Source organism: Pseudomonas sp. USHLN015 (assembly GCF_037153275.1).
In the GTDB taxonomy this organism is placed as follows: Bacteria; Pseudomonadota; Gammaproteobacteria; order Pseudomonadales; family Pseudomonadaceae; genus Metapseudomonas; species Metapseudomonas tohonis.
In genome coordinates, this window is the sequence record NZ_JBBCKP010000017.1 from 105,930 (window position 1) to 126,563 (window position 20,634).

The window sequence follows — 20,634 nt, forward strand, 5'->3', positions numbered from 1 at the left end:
AGAAAAAAAGACCAGCATGGACATAGAAATTCCGGGGTATGAAATCGAACGCGAGCTGGGCGACGGCGCGATGGCCGTGGTCTACCTGGCCACCCAGCGTTCGCTGGAGCGCAAGGTCGCGCTGAAGGTGATGGCCGCGGCGCTCGCCGCCGACGCCAGCTTCTGCGAACGCTTCCTGCGCGAGGGCAAGACCCTGGCGCGGCTGTCGCACCCGCACACCGTCACCATCCACGACATCGGCAACGTCGGCAGCCTGTACTACATGGCCATGGAGTACCTGCCCAACGGCACGCTGAAGGAGCGCATCAGCGCCGGCCTCAGCCCCGAGCAGGGCCTGGTATGGCTGCGCCAGATCGCCTCGGCACTGGGCTACGCCCATGCCCAGGGCCTGGTGCACCGTGACGTCAAGCCGGCCAACATCCTGTTCCGTGCCGACGGGGGCGCGGTGCTCTCGGACTTCGGCATCGCCAAGGCGCTGGACGACCGCACCCAGTTCACCCAGGCCGGCTTCGCCGTCGGCACCCCCAGCTACATGAGCCCCGAGCAGGCGCGCGGCCTGGAGATCGACGGCCGCGCCGACCTCTACGCCCTGGGCGTGGTGCTCTACGAAATCCTCACCGGCAAGCTGCCCTACGTCGGCTCGGACTCGCTGTCCACCGCCCTGGCGCACCTCACCGAACCGCTGCCGGAGCTGCCCATCGCCCAGGGCCGCTACCAGGAGATCCTCACCCGCCTGCTGGCCAAGGACCCCAAGGACCGCTACCCGGACGCCGCCGCGCTGATCGCGGCCCTCGACCGCCTGCCGAGCCTGCCCGCGGCGGCCCCGGCCGACGACGATGGCGCCACCCAGTTCCGCCCCCTCGGCCTGCCGCCGACCCCGCCGGCCGCGCAGACCGGCAGCGGCATGACCGGGCTGACCCCGGTCTCGGTGACCATGCCGCCGCTGGACGCCCCCGCGCCGCCGACCCAGGTCACGCCGCCGGCGACACCGCCGGCCACGCCGCCCAAGGCTGGCAAGGCCAAGCGCGCCTCGGTGCTCGACACCGAGCTCAGCGCCGCCGCCGGCCAGCCCACCAGCGGCCCCAACCGCGCGCCGCTGATCGCCGCCGCCGGCCTGGCCGTGCTCGGCCTCGCCGGCCTCGGGGGGGGCGCCTACTGGTGGCTCAACCAGTCGCCGGCCAAGCCCGACGCCGCCCAGGTCGACGGTGGCCAGGTGGAAGGCGGTGCCGGCGGCACCACGCCGGATGAAGGCGGCAAGAACGTCGACACCGGCGGCCAGGTGGCCACGCCCGTGGGCAACCAGGACGGTGGCAGCCGCCCGCTGATCATGGCCGGCAAGAAGACCCTGTTCGAACGCGTGCTGAGCAAGCCCGGGGCACGTTTCGCCAGCGCGCCCGGTGCCCAGGCCGACGGTGCGCCGGTGCCGGCCTTCTCGGTGTTCTACGTGTACGCGCGCAAGGTCGTGGGCGGCACGCCCTGGGTCGAAGTGGGCGCCTCCAGCGACGGCCATCGCGATGGCTGGCTGCCCCTGGACAAGCTCAGCGACTGGAAGCAGAGCCTGGTGCTGAAGTTCACCGAACGCTCCGGCCGCTCGCCGGTGATGTTCCTGCGTGACCCGGAGCAGGTGGAGCTGTACCTCGCCGATTCCAACAAGGCGCGCAACGCCGTGCACCAGGCCCAGTTCGGCGACAGCACCGACCCGGAGATCGTCGCCATAGAGCCGGCCGCCAGTGCCATTCCCCAGGACCAGTTCTACCTGCTGCCGATCTTCGATTCGCGCGAGAGCTTCGACGCCAGCGGCCAGCCGGTGCAACTGCTCAACGTCGCCTCCATCGACCCGGGCGACACGCCCCAGGTGAAGGGCGAGGGCAGCGCGCCGGCGGCGAAGACCGATGCCTTCCGCACCGCCATCGTGCTGGTGGTGGACACCTCGGTGTCCATGCAGCCCTACATCGACCGCGTACGCGAGGTGGTGCACGAACTGCACAACCAGATCGCCGCCCGTGGCGAACTGGACAGCGTCAGCTTCGGCATGGTCGGTTTCCGCAGCAACACCGACAAGACGCCGGGCCTGGAGTACACCGCCAAGACCCTGGTGAGCCTGGACGAGGGGCGCAATCCGGACCAGTTCCTGCAACTGGCGCAGCAGATCAAGGCCACCAGCGTCTCCAGCCACGACTTCAACGAGGACGCCTTCGCCGGCGTCATGGAAGCGGTCGACGGCATGGACTGGAGCGGCTACGGCGGGCGCCTGATCCTGCTGGTCAGCGATGCCGGCGCGATCCGCAAGAACGACCCCCTGGGCCGTACCCAGATGAACGAGGCCGAGGTGCGCGAGGCGGCGCTGCGCAAGCAGATCAAGATCTACGCCCTGCACCTGAAGACCGATGCAGGCAAGAAGAACCACGGCTTCGCCGAGCAGCAGTACCGCAGCCTCACCGCCGACGCCAACCCGCAGATCGGCGACCTGTACATCCCGGTCGCCGGTGGTGACGTGAAGAAGTTCGGCGACAGCGTCAGCGAGATCGGCAACGTCTTCGCCGACCTGGTGCACAAGGTACGCAGCGACGCGACGCTGGAGGCGCCGGTGGCAGGCAACAGCATCGCCGCCAAGACAGCCGCCATCGGCTATGCGATGCACATGGACTTCCTCGGCCACAAGTCCCAGGCCCGCGCGCCGCAGCTGGTCACCGCCTGGACCTCCGACCGCGACCTGACCAACCCGCAGCTGCCGGCCTTCCAGGTCTGCGTGCTGTTGACCAAGCTGCAGCTCAACGACCTGCAGCAGTCGCTGAAAGTGATCGTCGACGCCGCACGGCGTACCCAGAGCTCGCCCAAGGACTTCTTCCAGGAGATCGCCAGCGCCAGTGCGCACATGGCCCGCGACCCCTCGAAGCTGGCCCGTGGCAGCAACCTGGCCGAGAGCGGCATCCTCGGCGAATACCTGGAAGGGCTGCCGTACCGCAGCAAGTCGCTGAACATGAACCAGGACCTGTGGCTGTCGCTGTCGGTGGCCGAGCAGGAGGACTTCATCGACGAGCTGGAGTCCAAGATCCGCCTCTACGAGACCTTCCACAACGACACCGCCAACTGGGTGCGCTTCGGCGACGCGGCGCCCGGCGACGCCCTCTACCGCGTGCCGCTGTCGACGCTGCCCTGATGCTCAGGCTTCGTGACCTGCGCAAGACGCGGGGGCAGGGCGCCCAGCGCTACAGCCTGGAAATCCCCAGGCTGGACCTGCGCGCCGGGCAGCGCCTGGCCCTGGTCGGCCCCAGCGGCAGCGGCAAGAGCACGGTGCTCGACCTGCTGGCGCTGATCCTCTCGCCGGACGCCGGCGGGGTGATGGAATACGAGCTGGACGGCCGCGTGCGCGACGTCGCCGCGCTGTGGAAGCAGGGGTGCAACGATGAGCTGGCGGCCCTGCGTGGTCGCGGCATCGGCTACGTGCTGCAGACCGGGGGCCTGCTGGGCTACCTCGACGTGGCCGGTAACATCGGCCTGTCCCGCGCGCTGCTGGGCATGCCGGACGACGACACGGTGCGCCACCTGGCCACCCACCTGGAAATCGCCGATCAGTTGGGCAAGCGCCCTTCGGCACTCTCGGTGGGGCAGCGCCAGCGCGTCGGCATCGCCCGCGCCCTGGCCCACCGGCCACGCCTGCTGCTGGCCGACGAACCCACTGCGTCCCTCGACCCGATCAACGCGGAGCGGGTGATGCAACTGCTGGTGGAGCAGGCCCGGCTCCATGACCTGTGCCTGGTGGTGGCGACCCACGACCAGGCCCTGGCCGCCCGCGCCGGGCTGGCCCCCTTGCCCCTGGCGCTGCAGCGTGGCGTCGATGGTGGCGTCACCGCCACCCTCGCGGAGGCCGGCTGATGCGCAAGGGCCTGCTCGTCGCACTGGCCTGGCACGACTACCGCAATGAGGCGCGGCTCTCGGCCTGCGCGGTGCTCGCGCTGGTCGCCGTTGTCGCCCCGCTGCTGGTGTTGTTCGGCCTCAAGCACGGCCTGGTCAGTACCCTCACCGAACGCCTGGAGCGCGACCCCGCCGTGCGCGAGGTGATTCCCCTGGGCGGCGCCCGCTACAACCTCGAGGGCATCGCCGAACTCGCCGCGCGCCCCGAGGTGGCCTTCGTGGTGCCGCGTACCCGGCAGATCGCCGCCACCGTCGACCTGCACGCCGACGGCGGCAGCCAGCCGCTGACCGTGGAGATGGTCCCCACCGCCGAGGGCGACCCGCTGGTGCCACCTGCACAACTGCCCCAGGGCCGCGACGAAGTGGTGCTCAGCCAGCGCGCCGCCGAGCGTCTTGGAGTGAAGGAGGGCGACGAACTCACCGCGGCGTTCGGCCGCTCCGTATCCGGCATCCCCGAGTACCAGCGCACCCGCGTGAAGGTGAAGGCCGTGCTGCCCCTGGAGGTCTTCCAGCGCCAGGCCCTGTTCGCCCGCCTGGACCTGCTGGAGGCGGTGGAGGACTACCGCGACGGCCTGGCCGTGGAGCGCTTCGGCTGGCCGGGCCGCGAAGCCGCCAGCGGTGCGCGGGCACGGGTCTACCCCGGCTTCCGCCTCTATGCGCGCGACCTGGACGCGGTGGAGGCGCTGCGCCTGCATTTCGCCGGCCGCGACCAGGAGGTCGCCACCCAGGCCGAGGCCATCGCCCAGGTGCGCTCGCTCAGCCGCAACCTGACCCTGGTGTTCTGGATCATCGCCGGGCTGGCCCTGGCCGGCGCCTTCGCCGCGATGGCCGCCAGCACCCTGGCGGCCGTGGAGCGCAAGCGCCGCGAACTCTCGGTGCTGCGCCTGCTGGGCTTCTCCACCGCCGCGCTGGTCTTCTTCGTGGTGCTGCAGGCGCTCTACACCGGCACCTTCAGCCTGGCCCTGGCGGGAGTGCTGTACCTCATCGCCGAGGCCGGGCTCAACCAATTGTTCCAGTCGGCGGCGGGCGAATATGCCTGCCGCCTGCTGTTCTCCCATTACCTGCTGGCGTTGCTGGCGACCCTGGCCTGCAGTGCGCTGGCCGCGGCGACCGGTGGCTGGCGCGCGGCCCGAATCGAAGCTTCGGAAGGACTACGTGATGTTTAAGTTGCTGACAGTCGCATTCTCACTGTCCCTGGCGGTGGCCACGGCGCACGCCGAGCCGAACCCGTTGTACAACCCCAAGCCGCTGCCGGACGACGTCAGCCTGCCGCTGCCCTGCGAGGGCGAGATGGTGTTCCGCTACGTCTACGTGCTGGCCAAGGGCACCCTGGACGATCGTGAAGTGAGCCTCGGCTACCCCTTCAGCGAGGGCGAGACCGGCTACCAGCAGTCGTTCATCTCCGGCTACCGCCGCGACTTCATCAACGGCCAGTTCACCCTCTCGGACCTGTCCAGGGACTGGCAGTCCAAGCTTTCCGCCAGCCTGCCGAAGCCGGAGAAGGGCACGCCGCTCAAGCCGATGCTGTACTTCGTCGGCAAGTACGAAGTGACCCAGCGCCAGTACGACCTGGTGATGGCCCAGGCCGCGTCCCTGGCCGGCCAGGGCGAGCCGCCCGCCTGTGAGCCGGCTCCGGCGGGCATGGCCGCGCGGCTGCCCAAGGTCAAGCTGTCGCGCTTCGAGGCCGAGCGCTTCGGTGCGGTGTACAGCGCCTGGCTGCTGAAGAACCATCGCGACCTGCTGCCCATCAGCGGGCGGGGTGGCAAGGCCGAGGACGGCGGCGTCGGTTTCGTGCGCCTGCCCACGGAAGTGGAATGGGAATTCGCCGCCCGCGGCGCCCACGCGGTGAGCCGCCAGGAGCTGGAGGCGCGGCTGTTCCCGCGCAAGCAGGAGGGCGCCGAGGGTGACGGCCCGCTGGGTGATTGGGCGGTATACAACCAGGTCGCCGGCGGCACCGGACAGGCGGCGCGCCTGCTGCCCATCGGCCTGAAGAAGCCCAACCCCATCGGCCTGTTCGACGTCATCGGCAACGCCGCCGAGATGGTCCAGGAATCCTTCCAGCTGGTGCACGCCGGGCGTCGCCAGGGCACCTACGGCGGCTTCGTGGTCAAGGGTGGGAACTACCTGGAAGGGGAGATGACCCTGTTCACCGGCATGCGCCGCGAGTACCCGCTGTTCGCCGCCGATGGCACCGAGCAGCAGAACGAGACCACGGGCTTTCGCGTCGCCATCGGTGCGTTGTCGGCACCGCGCTCGCGCTACAAGGACCTGTTCGAGCAATGGAAGGCCGAGGGTCGTGCCTCCTCGCTCACCGACGAGATCGCCGACGACCAGGACCCGACCCAACTGCTCGACAGCATCATCGCCAGCAGCGCCGACCCCGAGCTGCAGGGGCGCCTGGCGCTGGTCAACGAGGAGCTCAAGCGCAACATCTCGCTGATCGCCAAGCAGCGCGAGGAGGCGGCCGGCAACCTGATCCAGTCCGCCGCGCTGGTGGCCGAGACGATCAACAACTACAACATCCGCCTGACCAACCTGAAGAAGAGCCGCGACCAGGCCAAGGCGGCCAAGGACGAGGCCTCGGCCAAGCTCTACGAGAGTGCGATGGCCAACGGCAAGACGGCACTCGACGGCGCCGTGGCGATCTATATTGACAACCTGGCGACCGGGACCCGCTATACCGACGCGGTGATCCAGGCGCAGTTCCAGCGGACCAAGGAAGAACTCAACCGCAACCCGGTACTGGGCAAGAGTCTCGTGACGCGCGCCACGCTTTTCGTCAAGCATGTGGGCGAGTATCGTCAGCAGCGCAGGGCGGATCCGGAGGTGATTCTGAAAGAACTGCTCGGCCCCTGAGGCCGGGCGACAAGGACGGCGCTTCGGTGGCTTCCGTGAAGCCTTAATGGATTTGCAGGTCGTTGAGAAACGTAGGCGAGGCCGCGATGGCAACGCAGGCTTTCCCAATGGCCTGTTAGACAACCTCAAGAACGAGAGCAATGACCATGGCAACCCCACGCAACATTCCCGCATTTTCCGCAGTACGCACCGCACTGTTCACCGCCGTCACCTGCACCAGCGTGCTGCTCACCGGCTGCGCCGGGATGGGCTCGCCCAGTTCCAAGGTCGCGGCCAGCACCAAGGCCGAGTACTACCCGCAGTGCTACCAGCCGGTCAGCCAGCTGCGCGCTTCCGACCAGGCGATGACCCAGTCGGTCGCCACCGGCGCCATCGCCGGCGGTGTGATCGGTGCCCTGGCGGGCGGCCTTTCCGGCGGTGACCACGCCGGCCGCAACGCGCTGATCGGTGCGGCGGGCGGTGCCCTGGTGGGCGGTGCGGCGGGTTACTACAGCGCTCGCCAGCAGCAGATCGCCGACGACAACGCGCGCATCGCCTCCTACGCCAGCGACATCGATCGCAGCAGCGGCGAGATCGACCGCAGCATCAAGTACGCCAGCGCCGCGCAGAACTGCTACCAGCGCGAGTTCGCCAACCTGCAGGCTTCGCGCAAGGCCAAGACCGTGAGCGAGACCGAAGGCCGCCTGCGCCTGGCCGAGATCGTCAGCGGCCTGAACGAGACCAATGCACTGATGGCGGCCGTCGACGGCCGCGCCGGCGAGAACATCAACACCTACACCCAGGCCTACGAAAAGGACCTGCAGACCGTCGGTGTCGAGCGCAAGGACGTGAGCCAGGTCGTCGCCGCCGAGACTCCGGTCACCCCGGCCACCACCAAGACCTCGACCAAGACCACCACCAAGACCACCACGCCGCCGAAGAAGACCACCACCACTGCCAAGGCGGTACCGAAGGAAGCGGTGAGCACCGAGCGCACCCTGCAACAGGCCGAGGCCAAGCGCGCCGAGAGCCAGAAGGTCGCCAGCCGCGGCCAGACCATGGTCAGCGACGTGTGCAACAGCCCCGACATGGGTGACTGGGCCCCGGCCAGCTGCGCCTCCAAGGCCTGACCCCCTCGGCGGGCCCCCCCGGGCCCGCCGCCTGTATCACCCGCCCGCCCGGGCGGGTGATTGCCTTTCAGCGATACTCCTTCCCGCCGTTTCCTCGTACCCGCTGTTGGTGCTGCGCGCCGTACCTGCGACAGCGTCGAGTGGGCCCCCGCGTGCGCGAGGGTGACGGTGCAGGCGATGGCGTTCATGCAATTTCTGCCTGCCGGGTATCGACAATCGCCGGTCCCGGCAGGGTGCCCGGGCCGGCTCAATGGCCCTGCAGTGTGCTGGTGAAACGCTGGATGGTGTCGACCACCCGCTGGGCGCCGTCCTGGATGCTCTGGATGGCCCGGCCCGCCTCGTGGGCCAGTTGCACGCCCTGATCCACCTTTTCGCAGCTCTCGCGCATGCTGCTGACGGCGTCCTGGGCCAGCTCGTGGTTGCGTTTGACCACTTCGATGATCTCCTCGGTGGCCCGCGCGGTGCGGGCAGCGAGGTTGCGCACCTCGTCCGCCACCACCGCGAACCCCCGGCCCTGCTCGCCGGCACGGGCGGCCTCGATGGCGGCGTTGAGGGCCAGCAGGTTGGTCTGGTCGGCGATGCCACGGATGGACTGCACGATACTGTTGATCACGTCCGACTGCTGGCTCACCGCACCGATGCGCTCGGCAGCGTGGTTCAGTTCCCCGGCGATGCCCTGGACCAGCGCCACGGTACGGTTCACCACCTCCGCGCCGCCCTGTGCATCGGCGTCGGTCTGCCGCGCGGTTTCGTACGCCACATGGGCGGCTTCGGACTCGGCCTGCTGCTCAAGCACCTCGGCGGTTATGTCGGAGGCGAACTTGACGATCTTGTACAGCGTGCCGCGGGTGTCGAAGACCGGGTTGTAGCTGGCCTCGAGCCAGATCACGTCGCCGTGGCGATTGCGTCGTTCGAAGCGCCCGCTGAAGTACTCCCCCCGATTCAATTGCTGCCAGAACTGCTGGTACTGCACGGAGCCCGCTTCTTCTCGAGAGCAGAAAGTCCGGTGGTGCTGCCCGATTACCTCCTGCTTGCGGTAGCCCATCACCGCGAGGAAATTCTCGTTGGCCTCCACCACTTCGCCGGCCGGATTGAACTCGATGACCGCCATGGAGCGATTGAGGGCGTTGATGATCGCGTCCTCCTCATGCTCATGCAGGAGGTTGGCGCTGATGTCGGTGGCCAGCTTGATCACCTTGGTCACCCGCCCGGCGGCATCGCGTACCGGGTTGTAGGTGGCCTCCAGCCACACGTCGCGCCCCTGTTTGTCCAGCCGCAGGAAACGCTCGCGGATGAACTCGCCCTGGGCCAGCCGCTCCCAGAAGCGCCGGTATTCGGCGCTGGCGGCCATGGCCGGTTCGCAGAACAGGCGGTGGTGCCGGCCGATGATTTCGTCTGGGCGATAGCCCATGGTGCCGAGGAAGTTGTCGTTGGCCTTGACGATGGTGCCGTCGGGCAGGAACTCGATGATGGCCTGGGAGCGGTCAAACGCCTCCAGGAGCGCGCGGGCCTCTGTGAGTTCCCCTTGGCACCGGGCCAGTTCGTTTTTCAGGGCAGCGCTGAACAGGATCATCTCGTGTTGCTCCTTGCTTGGCGGCGGGCCTGTGATCGACATGGCCCAGCGGACTCAAAAGGGCCCACCGACCCCGGCGACGGAGTGGGGAAGTCGCCGATAGCGCGTCGGTGGGCCGTGAACTCAGGGGCGGTCGCCTCTCAGGATGTAGGCAGGAATCTGTTCGAGTGGGATTTCCCGGTGCACCGCATCCAGCTTGCGGGCTTCCTTGGGCATGCCGTAGACCACGCAGGTGGCCTCGTCCTGTCCGAGAGTGTAGGCGCCGGCTTCGTACATTTCCCGCAGCCCGCGTGCGCCGTCATCGCCCATGCCGGTCATGATGATGCCCGTGGCGTTGGCCCCGGCAGCGCGGGCCGTGGAGCGGAACAGGACGTCCACCGAGGGCTTGTGCCGGGATACCGGCGGCCCGTCCACGATGTCCACCACGTACTGCGCGCCGTTGCGCTTGAGCAGCATGTGGCGACCGCCGGGGGCGATCAGTGCGCGACCGGGGATCACCCGGTCGCCGTGGCGCGCTTCGCGCACCTCGATCTGGCACAGGCCATCCAGGCGTGCGGCGAAGGCGGCGGTGAACTTCTCCGGCATGTGTTGGACGATGACGATGCCCGGGCAGACGCGAGGCAGGGCGGTGAGCACGTATTCCAGGGCCTGGGTGCCGCCGGTGGAGGTGCCCAGGGCGACGATGCGCTCGGTGGTGCGGGTCATGGCGGCCGGCCCGCCGGCCGGCAGGATGGCGTCGGCGGTGAGCTTGGGCGCCACGGCGGGCGCGGAGGCCGCCGTGGCGCCGGGCAGGCGCTTGAGACGGGCCTGGGAGGCGGCCTTTATGGCGCTGACCAGCTCATCGGTGGCCTCGACCAGGAACTGGCGCAGGTTGCCCTGGGGCTTGGTGACGATGGCCACGGCACCGGCGGCCAGGGCCTCCATGGTGGTGGCAGCGCCTTTCTCGGTCAGGGTCGAGCAGATCACCACCGGGGTGGGGCGCTCTACCATCAGTTTTTTAAGGAAGGAGATGCCGTCCATGCGCGGCATCTCCACGTCCAGCACGATCACGTCCGGCCAGTTGCGGTTCATCCGCTCCAGGGCGAACAGCGGGTCGGCGGCCGCGCCGATTACCTCGATACCACTGTGGCCGGACAGGCTGCCGGTCAGTACCTGCCGCACGACTGCGGAGTCGTCGACGATCATCACCTTGATCTTGTTCATGGCGAGCAGGCCTCGTAGCGCCGACTGGCGAGTTGTTGCGGGTTGGGGTGGCGGAGCGCGATGTTGCCGCTCCACACGTCGAAGATCAGGTTGCGGTAGCCCTCGCCGCCCACATGGCGGGCGTGGCAGGTGAGGCGGTGGGCAGCCAGCAGGGCCAGGCCGGCCTCGATGTTCTGCTGGCCGATGTGCCGGCGCTCGCGGCTGCCGAGCATGTTGCCGCCACCGAACAGGCTGATGCGGTAGTCCGTGGCGCGGGTGCCGCTGTCGCGGATTTCCTGAAGCAGCTGCTCCAGGGCCGCGTCGGCGTAGCGCCCGTCCGGTGCTCGCGCCGGGTGGCGGCAGGAGGGCAGCATGTAGTGGCACATGCCCCCGAGCAGCTCCTGGCGGTGCCAGAGCACGATGGAGACGCAAGAACCCAGCAGGGTGCGCAGGCGGGTGTAGCGATCGCCGAAGTACAGCTCGCCCGGCTGCAGGAATACCTCGACGACGCCCTGGGGCTTACGCATGGGGCCTCCGGTAGATCGACGGGCGCACGGACTGCAGTTCCTCGCTGATGCCGTTGAGGCTCTCCGAATGGCTGACCAGGAAGTAGCCACCCGGGCGCAGGCGTGCGCAGAGGCGCTGTACCACCTGGCGCTTGGTGTCGGCGTCGAAGTAGATCATCACGTTGCGCAGGAAGATCACGTCGAACACGCCCACATCAGGCAGCGCGTTGTTGAGGTTGATCTGGCGGAACTGCACGCGGCGCTTGAGGGCCGGGTCCAGGGTGAACAGCCCCTCGTTGCGCCCGGTGCCCCTGAGGCAGAAGCGCTGGCGAAGGTTGCCGGGGATGCCTTCGGCGTCCTCCACGGGGTAGAGCCCGGCGCGGGCCTTGTCGAGGATGCGCGTGCTGATGTCCGAGGCGAGGATTTCCCAGGGGCGGGCGGTGACCGCGTCAGCCAGCAGCAGGGCCAGGGTGTAAGGCTCCTCGCCGCTGGAGCAGGCGGCGCTCCAGATGCGCAGCGGGCCACTGCCGGTGCGCAGTTCGGTGCCCAGCTTCTCGCGCAGGAACTCGAAGTGCTTGGGTTCGCGGAAGAAGTAGGTCTCGTTGGTGGTGAGCAGGTCGACGGCGATCTGCAGCTCGCCCTTGTCGTTCATCAGCAACTGGTAGTAGTCGCCGTAGCTGCCCAGGCCGAAATGGCGCAGGCGCTTGCTGAGCCGGCCGGCGATGAGCTGGCGCTTGGCTTCCGACATGGCGATGCCGGCGATCTCGTGGATCATCCCGCGGAACTGCTGGAACTCGCGGTTGGAGAGGCTGAGATCGGTCATGGAGGACTCCCGGTCAGGCCGACTGTTGCAGGTCGGCGGCGCCGACGTCAGCCAGGTGGTACAGCTCATCCAGGGACAGCACCTGGCCGATGTCCAGCAGCACCACCAGGCGGCCTTCGAGCTTGGCCATGCCGTGGATGAAGTCTGTGCGGATGCGGGCGCCGAAGCTGGGTGGCGGTTCGATGTCCTGGGTGCCGATCTCGATCACGGCGTTGACCGCCTCGACGACGATGCCCATCACCTGGCGCAGGTCATCACGCTCCACCTCCAGGATGACGATGCAGCTGCGCCGGCTGATGGCGGTCTGCCCGGCGCCGAAGCGCTGGCGCAGGTCCATGATCGGCACCACGCCACCGCGCAGGTTGATCACCCCGAGCACACAGCCCGGCATCATCGGTACCGGGGTCAGGCGGCCGTACTCGATGATCTCGCGGACGCTGCGGGTGCCGACGGCGAACACTTCGTCGGCCAGGGTGAAGGTCAGGTACTGACGGGGCGCATCCGGCTGGGTGGCGTCGCCGGTGCGGCTCAAGACGCTGGACATGCTTCGCTCCTGGGGGCACCGGCAGGTGCCCCGGTCACGGTATCGAAAGGTCGGATCAGTGTTGGAAACGCACGAAGCCTGCGGGTACCGCGTCGTCGAACACGTCGCCGTCACTGTCCTCCACCACCCGACGGGGCGCCTTGCGGGCAGCAACGGCCTTGCCCTTGGCGCCGGCGTCACGGCCGGCCTTGCCGGCGCTGGTGACCTTGAAGAAGTCCATCAGTTGCTGCAGTTGCTCGGCCTGCCCACTCATCTCTTCGGCGGTGGCGGCCAGTTCCTCGGCGGAGGAGGCGGACTGCTGGGTGATCTCGCTGAGCTGGCTCATCGCCGTGTTGATCTGGCTGACGCCGGTGGTCTGCTCTTCCGAGGCGGCGGCGATCTCCTGCACCAGGTCGGAGGTCTTGGTGATGGAGGGCACCATCTGGTCCAGCAGGGTGCCGGCGCGTTCGGCCAGGGACACGCTGCTCTTGGCCACTTCGCTGATCTCCTGGGCGGCGACCTGGCTGCGTTCGGCCAGTTTGCGCACTTCGGCGGCTACCACCGCGAAGCCCTTGCCGTGTTCGCCCGCGCGGGCGGCCTCGATGGCGGCGTTGAGGGCCAGCAGGTTGGTCTGGTAGGCGATGTCGTCGACGATGCTGATCTTCTCGGCGATGGTCTTCATGGCCGACACCGTATCGCGCACGGCCTGGCCCCCTTCGTTGGCCTCGCGGGATGCCTTGCTGGCCATGCCGTCGGTGACCTTGGCGTTCTCGGTGTTCTGGGCGATGGAGGCGGACATCTGCTCCATCGAGGCGCTGGTTTCCTCCACCGAGGCGGCCTGTTCAGAGGCGCCCTGGCTCATGCTCTGGGCAGTGGCGGAGATCTGCTCCGACGCACTGGTCAGCGAGTCGGCATTGCTGCGTACTTCGCCGATGATCTGGCTGAGTTTCTCCACCATGCTCTTGATGGCGGCGAGCATGCTGGCGGTGTCGCCGGGCTTGGTCTCGACGGTGGCGGTCAGGTCGCCGGCGGCGATGCGGCTGACCACGTCCACGGCGTAGGCCGGTTCACCGCCCAGCTGGCGCAGCAGGTTGCGGGTGATCAGCCCACCGATCAGGCCGATCACCGCCAGGGTGATGACAGAGACCACGATGGAGATCAGGGTCGCCTGCTGGAGGGTGGCTTCGGCACGCTGCCCGCCTTCGCTGGCCATGCGGATGTTGTAGTCACGGTGTTTGTTGAGCGCGGTGCGCATCGGTTCGATGACGTTGCCTTGAAGCTGGATCATGGCGTCCCGTGCCTGTTCATTCTGGTTGGAGCGGGAGAGGACCAGCACAGCCTCCGATTTCTGCAGGAATTCGGAAATGATCTTGCGGTCTGCGTCGAAGAGTTGTTGGTCCTCGGCATCGACGATGGTCTTCTCGTACTCGTCGATAGCCGCCATCACATCCTGCTGGTTGGTCTTGATGGTGGCGTCGATCTCGGCCATGGCCTTGTCATCCGTGGTCAGGATATGGGCGTAGGCATGCTGGGTCTGGATGTTCACGGCATTACGCAGCTTGTTCAGGGCCACGATGCTCGGCACCGAGTTCTCGTTGGCGAAGTTGGCAGCGGTGTAGACCTGGGTCATCTGCTGGTAGGACACCCCCGAGAGCAGAAGGATGCCGAGCAGGGCGGACATCACCAGGAGGATCATTTTCTTGCTGATGGTCATTTTCAGGACTCCTGTGCGCGTCTGCGCAATCAGACGAGGGACAGTCGGGGGGTGTTGCGCTGGCCGGCCAGCGCGGCGATCTGGTCGACGTTCAGCACCTGCTCCATGCGCAGCAGGGTGAGAAAGCGTTCGTCCACACGGGCGAGGTCTTCTATGTATTCCGGGGGTACGCGGCTACCGAAGGCGGGGGCCTGGCGCAGGGCGCGCGGCTCGATCTCGGCGACGGCGGTGACGGCGTCCACCAGCGCGCCCATCAGGTGGGCCTCTTCATCGTCCTGCAGCTCGACGATGACGATGCAGGTGCGTGGGCCCAGCTCGGTACTGCCGAGGCCGAAGCGCTCGGCGAGGTCGATGATCGGCACCACCGCGCCGCGCAGGTTGATCACCCCGCGCACCAGTGGCGGCATCATCGGCACCTGGGTGATGGCGTGAAACTCGAGGATCTCCCGCACGTAGCGGGTGGCGACGCCGAACAGGTCACGGCCGGCCCGGAAGGTCAGGTACTGGCGCTGTTCTTCGCCGGATTGCAATGCGAGATCGAGGTTCATCATGCTCAGCTCCCGAAGCGGACGAAACCGCCATCCTGCTGATCGTTATGGAAGGAGGACGTGCTGCGGTGCGGCAGCGTTGCCATCGGGTGGGCCCGTGAACGGTGGGTCGCTTCGCTCGAACTGCCCAGCTGGAAGAACCGCATCAGGTCCTGCAGGCTGGTGGACTGCACGGTCATCTCTTCGGAGGTGGCTGCCAGCTCCTCCGAGGCCGCAGCGTTCTGCTGGGTGATGTCGCTGAGCTGGGTCATGGCGTCGCTGATCTGGTTGACGCCAGTGGTCTGTTCTTCCGAGGCTGCGGCGATCTCCTGCACCAGGTCGGAGGTTCTGGTGATCGAGGGCAGCATCTGGTCCAGCAGTGTGCCGGCGCGTTCGGCCAGGGAGACGCTGCTCTTGGCCACTTCGCTGATCTCCTGGGCAGCCACCTGGCTGCGTTCGGCCAGTTTGCGCACCTCGGCGGCCACCACCGCGAAGCCCTTGCCGTGTTCGCCGGCCCGGGCAGCCTCGATGGCGGCATTGAGAGCCAGCAGATTGGTCTGGTAGGCGATGTCGTCGACGATGCTGATCTTCTCGGCGATGGTCTTCATGGCCGACACGGTGTCGCGCACGGCCTGGCCCCCCTCGTTGGCCTCACGGGCAGCCTTACCGGCCATGCCATCGGTGATCTTGGCGTTTTCGGTGTTCTGGCCGATGGAGGCGGACATCTGCTCCATGGCGGCGCTGGTCTCTTCCACCGAGGCGGCCTGGCTGGAAGCGGCTTGGCTAAGGCTTTGTGCCGTAGCGGAGATTTCTTCGGCGGCACTGCTGAGCATGCTGGTGGACTGGTGTACCTGGCCGATCACGTCGGCGAGCTTGCGCACCGTGGTATTGAGTGACTGCTGCAGTTCGTCGAGGTGACCGTTGTAGCGTCCGCCCATGGTGCGGGTCAGGTCGCCATCGGCCAGCCCCTCGATGACGCTCATGGCTTCACGCAGCGGGGCGATGATGGCCTCCAGTGTGTCGTTGATGCCGTTGACGATGCGCTGGAAGTCGCCCTGGTGGCGGCCCGCATCGGCACGGGTATCGAGGCGCCCGTCCTGGGCTGCCTGACTGAGCATCTGGGTGTCTTCGATCAGGGCCTGGATGTTGCGACGCAAGGTCTCGATATTGTCGTTGATGAAGGCCTTCTTGCCGGGGAACTGCTCCAGGGGCGCGGTGAGGTCGCCTTCGCTGAAGGCCTTGATGCAGGCCATGGCCTTTTTCTTCACGCTGATGTGGCCGGCGACCATGGCGTTGATGCCTTGGGCAATCTCGGCGTAGCTGCCCTGGAAACGCGAGACGTCGATCACCACATCGATGTCGCCTTTGTCGTGTTCAGCAGACATGTGGCGCATTTCGCTCATCAGACCGGTGATATTGCGGCGCAGGGTCTCGATGTTGTCGTTGATGAAGGCCTTCTTGCCGGGGAAGGATTCAAGAGGGGCGCGCAGATCTCCTTCAGCGATGGCACGGACGCAGACCATGGCCTTTTTCTTGACCTCGATGTGGCTTGCAACCAGAGCGTTGATACCCTGGGCCATCTCTCCGTAGAGACCGGGTAGATGGGTATCCAAACTGACGTCGATATCGCCCCGGGCGTGCTCGTCACTGACATGCTTGAGATTTTGGGCTAGCTCGCCGAACTGGCCCGCCATTTGTTGCAGGAGGTCTTGCAGAGAGCCCTTGACTGGGTCGATGGAAAGCGGGCGATGGGGTTCGCCACGTACCAGACGTTCCGCGATTTCAAGCAGGGCCAGGGGGGCGTCGCCCAACTGTCTCTTCAAGGTGTGTTGCAGTAACAATCCCTGCATGGCGACGGCACTGCTGGCCAGCAGAGCCAAGGGAATGGCTGCGGAGGCGGCCAGATTGGTGGCCAGCACCAGCAAACCGATGATGGCGGTGGTGATAAGCGCAGCGATGCGAAGGGTGAGGTTCATTGCAGAGCGCTCCTGAGTGGACTGGAAGGGGCTACGGCACGAGCACTGCCGTTCTGGGTGATTTGGGTTAGCAGGCCGGGGATGTCGAGGATCAGCGCCACCGCGCCGCTGCCGAGGATGGTGAAGCCGGAGAGCGACGGGACTTGGCCGAACACCTTGCCGAGCGGCTTGATGACGGTCTGGAACTCGCCGTGGAGCTGGTCCACCACCAGGCCGGCGCGGACCCCGGCGTAGCTGACCACCACCACGTTCTCCCGGCGTGGCCGCAGGCTGGCTTCCTCGAACAGGTTGCGCAGGCGGATGAAGGGCAGCACGTCGCCGCGCAGGTCCAGCTGGTCGAGGTCGTCCAGCTCGCTGCTGGGCAGCTCGATGCATTCCTCCACCATGTCCAGGGGCACCACGTAGCTGGAGCTGCCGACGCCGATCAGGAAGCCGTCGATGATGGCCAGGGTCAGCGGCAGGCGGATGCGTACGCAGGTGCCGGCGCCCAGTTGGCTGTCCAGCTCCACCGTGCCGCGCAGGGCGGTGATGTTGCGCTTGACCACGTCCATGCCGACGCCGCGGCCGGAGAGGTTGCTGATCTGGTCGGCGGTGGAGAAGCCGGGCTCGAAGATCAGGTTGAAGGTGTCCTTGTCCGAGAGCTGCTGGCCTTCGGTGATCAGGCCGCGCTGCACGGCCTTGGCGAGGATCTTCTGCGGGTTGAGGCCGCCGCCGTCGTCGCTCACTTCGATGACGATGCCGCCGGCCTCGTGGTAGGCGTTCAGGCGCACCACGCCCTGCAGGGGCTTGCCGCTGGCGCGGCGCTGCTCGGCCGGCTCGATGCCGTGGTCCATGGCGTTGCGCACCAGGTGGGTGAGGGGGTCGCCGATCTTCTCCACCACCGTCTTGTCCAGCTCGGTGTCGCCGCCGCTGATGTGCAGGACGATGTCCTTGCCCAGCTCCCTGGAGACGTCGCGCACCACCCGCTGGAAGCGGTTGAAGGTGGCGCCGATCTGCACCATGCGCAGGGTCAGGGCGGAGTCGCGGACTTCCTCCACCAGGCGCGAGAGGGTCTCGGCGGACTCGCTCATGTTCACCAGGCCGCAGCCCTGGGCGAGCATGCGGGTGTTGGCGCCGGCGATGATCAGCTCGCCCACCAGGTTGATCAGCTGGTCCAGCTTGCCGGCGTCGACGCGGATCAGGTTGGCGTCGCCGCTGGCGCGGGCGGTTTCCTTGAGGGTCTTGCCGAGGGCGGCGGTCTCGCCCGGTTCGGCGGCGGCGGCCGGTGCCTCGGGGCTGGAATCTGCCTGGGCGTCGTTGGCCTGCGGGGCATCGAGGCTGGCCAGTTCGGCTTCGCTCAGGGTGCCGCAACGCAGCAGGCGCTGGCGTTGGGCCTCGCCTTCATCGGTCTGCTCGGCCAGCAGCTCGGCGTAGCGGGCGAGGGGCGCGCCGGGCGGCAGGATGCGGATGCGGCCTTCTTCGCGGACGAAGTCGAAGGCGCCTTCGATCACCGCCCGGTCGGCTTCGGTGGTGAAGGCCACTTCCAGGCCCAGGTAGCAGGCTTCGGGATCGAGGGCCTCGAACCCGGGCAGGTGGTCGAGCACCGGTTCGATGTGCAGCAGGTCGCCGAAGGTGACGAGGTAGCGCAGGAAGGACACCGGGTCCATGCCATCGCGCAGGCTGTCGGCACCGAAGCGCAGGGACAGGTGCCAGTGCTGGCTGGCGACGCCATCGCGGGGGGCGGCTGCGCACTCGGAAGGCGTTTCGGCGGTAGCGGCCGGGGTGCTGTTCAGGTACTGGCTGAGGCGTTGCACCAGTTCGGCTTCGTGGATACCCATGACCTCCGGCAGCTCGGCCAGGTCGCGGCCCTCGGCGAGGTGGTTGACCAGGCCGGCCAGGTGGTCGCCCACCAGCAGCATCAGGGCGCTGAGGTCGGCGCTGAACGGCAGTTCGCCGGCGCGGACGCGGTCCAGCACGCTCTCGGCCACGTGGGTGAAGGCGACGATGGAGTCGAAGCCGAACAGCCCGGAGGAGCCCTTGATGGTGTGGGCGGCGCGGAAGATGGCGTTGATCAGTTCGGGGTCGTCCGGGGATTGCTCGATCTGCAGCAGGGCGTCTTCCATCTGCTGCAGCAGCTCCCGGCTTTCGGCGATGAAGGTGCCGATCACGCTGTCGAGGTTCATCAGTGCAGCCCTCCGATGGGGAGCAGGTCACGCAGGCCGCTCAGTTGCAGGATCTCAGTCATGGCCAGGCTGGCCCCTTCGAGGCTGAGGTGGACGTGTTGGCGCCGGGCCTCCTGGCAGGCCGCCAGCAGCAGCTGCAGGCCGGCGCAATCCACTTCTTCGATGGCGCTGAGGTCCAGGTGCAGGGCCACCGCGCCTTGCAGGGCGTTGGCCAGCAGCAGCTTGGTGTCGGCGGCGGTGTAGATGGTCAGCGCGCTGTCCAGGGCCAGGAGGCGGCTGCCATCGAGGGATTCAAGGGTGCTCATGGCGGTCTCCCGATCAGGGCAGGATCAGCTTGGAAACGGCGGTCAGCATCTGCGCCGGCTGGAAGGGCTTGACTACCCAGGCCTTGGCCCCGGCGGCCTGGCCTTCGGCCTTCTTGGCGTCGCCGGCCTCGGTGGTGAGCATGATCACGGGGGTGAACTTGTAGGCCGCCAGCTGCTTGACGTTCCTCAGGAAGGTGAGGCCGTCCATGTTCGGCATGTTCACGTCGCTGATGATCAGGTGGACCTTGCGGCCGTCCAGCTTGGTCAGCGCGTCCTTGCCGTCGACGCCTTCGAGCACGTCGTAGCCGGCGTTTTTCAAGGTCATGCCCACCACCTGGCGGATGGAGGCGGAGTCGTCGACGATGAGAATGGTCTTGGCCATGATCGGTCCTCAGAAGAAGGTGATGTCGGAAGCGGAATTGCTGGCGCCGGCGCTGCCCGGGCCGCCTTTGCGGCCGTGGTGGATGGCGTGCTGTTCGGGGGTGGTGTAGGTGCGGGAGAGCTCGTCGAGCCAGGAGCGGGCGTCCACGTGACGGGCATCGTCCTGCTCCAGGTGCTGGGCCAGGCGGCCGATGTCGTCGCGCATGTGGCCGAGCATCTGGCTGACCCGGTCCTGGAACTGCAGGGCCACCAGCACCTCGGAGATTTCATCGCCGACCACGGCGTTGTCATTGCGCAGGGCGTTGCCGTGCTCCACCAGCCGGGTAGCGCCGGAACGGAACTGGGCGATCACCTGGCGGATCACCTGGCTGGCGTTCTCCAGGGTCCCGGCGTCGCGGGTGGCGTGCTCGTTGGAGACTTGCAGGGTGCGCTCGATGGCGCCGCTGACGGTCTCGATGGTGTCGCCGATGCGCTTGCCGGTTTCCTCGGAGAGGGTGGAGAGCTTGCGCACTTCGTCGGCGACCACGGCGAAGCCGCGACCGGCCTCACCGGCGCGTGCAGCTTCGATGGCGGCGTTGAGGGCCAGCAGGTTGGTCTGCTTGGCCACGTCGCCCACTTCCTTGGCCATGGTGCGCAGCTGGGCGGTGTAGCTGTTGAGCCGCTCCACCTCCTGCAGCAGGCTCTCCTTGCTGGAGAGCGCCAGGCGCAGCTGGCTGACGATGTCTTCCAGCTCCACCTCGCTCTGGGCCAGCAGGGTGACCAGGGCATCGCTGTCGGCCTGCATGCCGCTGGAGACGGCGTCGCTGATGCGGCCGGCGAGGCGGGCGAAGCGCTCGGATAGGGCTTCGATGGCGGTCTGGGTCTGGTGGCGTGCCGATTCGATCTGCGCCGACCAGACCGGTGCGATGTTGGCGCACAGCTCCGGCAGGCCCTGTACGTGGCGCTCGGCTTCCTGGCGGGCACCTTCGGCCAGGGCTTCGTCATGGGTACGGTGCAGTGCTTGCTGGTGGGCGCCATCGCGCTGGGCGATGACGACCCACAACAGCAGCGTGGGTGCCACGGCCGCCAGGGCCCAGGCCGGG

General features: G+C 67.7%; 16 protein-coding genes and 3 pseudogenes. 5 read left to right on the forward strand and 14 right to left on the reverse strand.

Features of this window, described 5'->3' with window-relative positions; all coding sequences use genetic code 11:
* Positions 1-16 precede the first annotated feature (16 nt).
* The 5 genes from WFQ67_RS28335 (at position 17) to tagQ (ending at position 7,880) form a co-directional block, all read left to right on the forward strand.
* Positions 17-3,160: a serine/threonine-protein kinase gene (locus WFQ67_RS28335; RefSeq protein ID WP_337058837.1), complete on the forward strand. Its 3,144-nt coding sequence runs from the start codon at positions 17-19 to the stop codon at positions 3,158-3,160.
* Positions 3,160-3,876: an ABC transporter ATP-binding protein gene (locus tag WFQ67_RS28340; protein WP_280527432.1), complete on the forward strand. Its 717-nt coding sequence runs from the start codon at positions 3,160-3,162 to the stop codon at positions 3,874-3,876. Before WFQ67_RS28335 ends, WFQ67_RS28340 begins: the two co-directional genes overlap by 1 nt.
* Positions 3,876-5,081 (forward strand): FtsX-like permease family protein, encoded by a 1,206-nt coding sequence (locus WFQ67_RS28345; RefSeq protein WP_337058838.1) that lies wholly within the window; start codon positions 3,876-3,878, stop codon positions 5,079-5,081. Before WFQ67_RS28340 ends, WFQ67_RS28345 begins: the two co-directional genes overlap by 1 nt.
* Positions 5,074-6,771: a formylglycine-generating enzyme family protein gene (locus WFQ67_RS28350; protein WP_213624923.1), complete on the forward strand. Its 1,698-nt coding sequence runs from the start codon at positions 5,074-5,076 to the stop codon at positions 6,769-6,771. Before WFQ67_RS28345 ends, WFQ67_RS28350 begins: the two co-directional genes overlap by 8 nt.
* Before the next feature lie 146 nt (positions 6,772-6,917).
* The gene (tagQ, locus tag WFQ67_RS28355; RefSeq protein WP_337058839.1) at positions 6,918-7,880 is read left to right on the forward strand and encodes a type VI secretion system-associated lipoprotein TagQ; all 963 of its coding nucleotides are present in this window, start codon (positions 6,918-6,920) and stop codon (positions 7,878-7,880) included.
* Between the two features lie 247 nt (positions 7,881-8,127).
* On the opposite strand, the gene WFQ67_RS30570 is transcribed toward tagQ, so the two are convergent.
* The 14 genes and pseudogenes from WFQ67_RS30570 to WFQ67_RS28415 form a co-directional block, all read right to left on the reverse strand.
* Positions 8,128-8,676 carry a methyl-accepting chemotaxis protein gene (locus WFQ67_RS30570; protein ID WP_442969637.1) on the reverse strand — a complete coding sequence of 183 codons (549 nt, stop codon included), beginning with the start codon at positions 8,674-8,676 and terminating at the stop codon, positions 8,128-8,130.
* Positions 8,674-9,495 (reverse strand): annotated as a pseudogene (locus WFQ67_RS30575) (PAS domain-containing protein); the annotation flags it as partial. The gene WFQ67_RS30570 and the pseudogene WFQ67_RS30575, both read right to left, overlap by 3 nt.
* A gap of 81 nt (positions 9,496-9,576) precedes the next feature.
* Positions 9,577-10,656: a protein-glutamate methylesterase/protein-glutamine glutaminase gene (locus tag WFQ67_RS28365; RefSeq protein ID WP_213624920.1), complete on the reverse strand. Its 1,080-nt coding sequence runs from the start codon at positions 10,654-10,656 to the stop codon at positions 9,577-9,579.
* A complete protein-coding gene (locus WFQ67_RS28370; protein ID WP_337058840.1) occupies positions 10,653-11,162 on the reverse strand; it encodes a chemotaxis protein CheD in 510 nt (169 codons plus the stop codon). Before WFQ67_RS28370 ends, WFQ67_RS28365 begins: the two co-directional genes overlap by 4 nt.
* Positions 11,155-11,964: a CheR family methyltransferase gene (locus tag WFQ67_RS28375; RefSeq protein WP_337058841.1), complete on the reverse strand. Its 810-nt coding sequence runs from the start codon at positions 11,962-11,964 to the stop codon at positions 11,155-11,157. Before WFQ67_RS28375 ends, WFQ67_RS28370 begins: the two co-directional genes overlap by 8 nt.
* 13 nt (positions 11,965-11,977) lie before the next feature.
* Complete coding sequence (locus WFQ67_RS28380) at positions 11,978-12,508, reverse strand: chemotaxis protein CheW (RefSeq protein WP_337058842.1); 531 nt, start codon at positions 12,506-12,508, stop codon at positions 11,978-11,980.
* A gap of 55 nt (positions 12,509-12,563) precedes the next feature.
* Entirely contained in the window at positions 12,564-14,201 is a 1,638-nt protein-coding gene (locus tag WFQ67_RS28385; protein WP_337058843.1) for a methyl-accepting chemotaxis protein, read from the reverse strand.
* Between the two features lie 29 nt (positions 14,202-14,230).
* Positions 14,231-14,752: a chemotaxis protein CheW gene (locus tag WFQ67_RS28390; RefSeq protein WP_337058844.1), complete on the reverse strand. Its 522-nt coding sequence runs from the start codon at positions 14,750-14,752 to the stop codon at positions 14,231-14,233.
* 2 nt (positions 14,753-14,754) lie between these two features.
* Positions 14,755-15,561, reverse strand: a pseudogene (locus WFQ67_RS30580) (methyl-accepting chemotaxis protein); the annotation flags it as partial.
* 57 nt (positions 15,562-15,618) lie between these two features.
* Positions 15,619-16,704, reverse strand: a pseudogene (locus tag WFQ67_RS30585) (methyl-accepting chemotaxis protein); the annotation flags it as partial.
* A complete protein-coding gene (locus WFQ67_RS28400; RefSeq protein ID WP_337058846.1) occupies positions 16,701-18,866 on the reverse strand; it encodes a chemotaxis protein CheA in 2,166 nt (721 codons plus the stop codon). The gene WFQ67_RS28400 and the pseudogene WFQ67_RS30585, both read right to left, overlap by 4 nt.
* Entirely contained in the window at positions 18,866-19,171 is a 306-nt protein-coding gene (locus WFQ67_RS28405) for an STAS domain-containing protein (RefSeq protein ID WP_173175510.1), read from the reverse strand. Before WFQ67_RS28405 ends, WFQ67_RS28400 begins: the two co-directional genes overlap by 1 nt.
* 13 nt (positions 19,172-19,184) lie before the next feature.
* Positions 19,185-19,553, reverse strand: coding sequence for a response regulator (locus WFQ67_RS28410; RefSeq protein ID WP_213624912.1), 369 nt, complete (start codon positions 19,551-19,553; stop codon positions 19,185-19,187).
* Between the two features lie 9 nt (positions 19,554-19,562).
* Complete coding sequence (locus WFQ67_RS28415; protein WP_442969638.1) at positions 19,563-20,336, reverse strand: methyl-accepting chemotaxis protein; 774 nt, start codon at positions 20,334-20,336, stop codon at positions 19,563-19,565.
* Positions 20,337-20,634 lie beyond the last annotated feature (298 nt).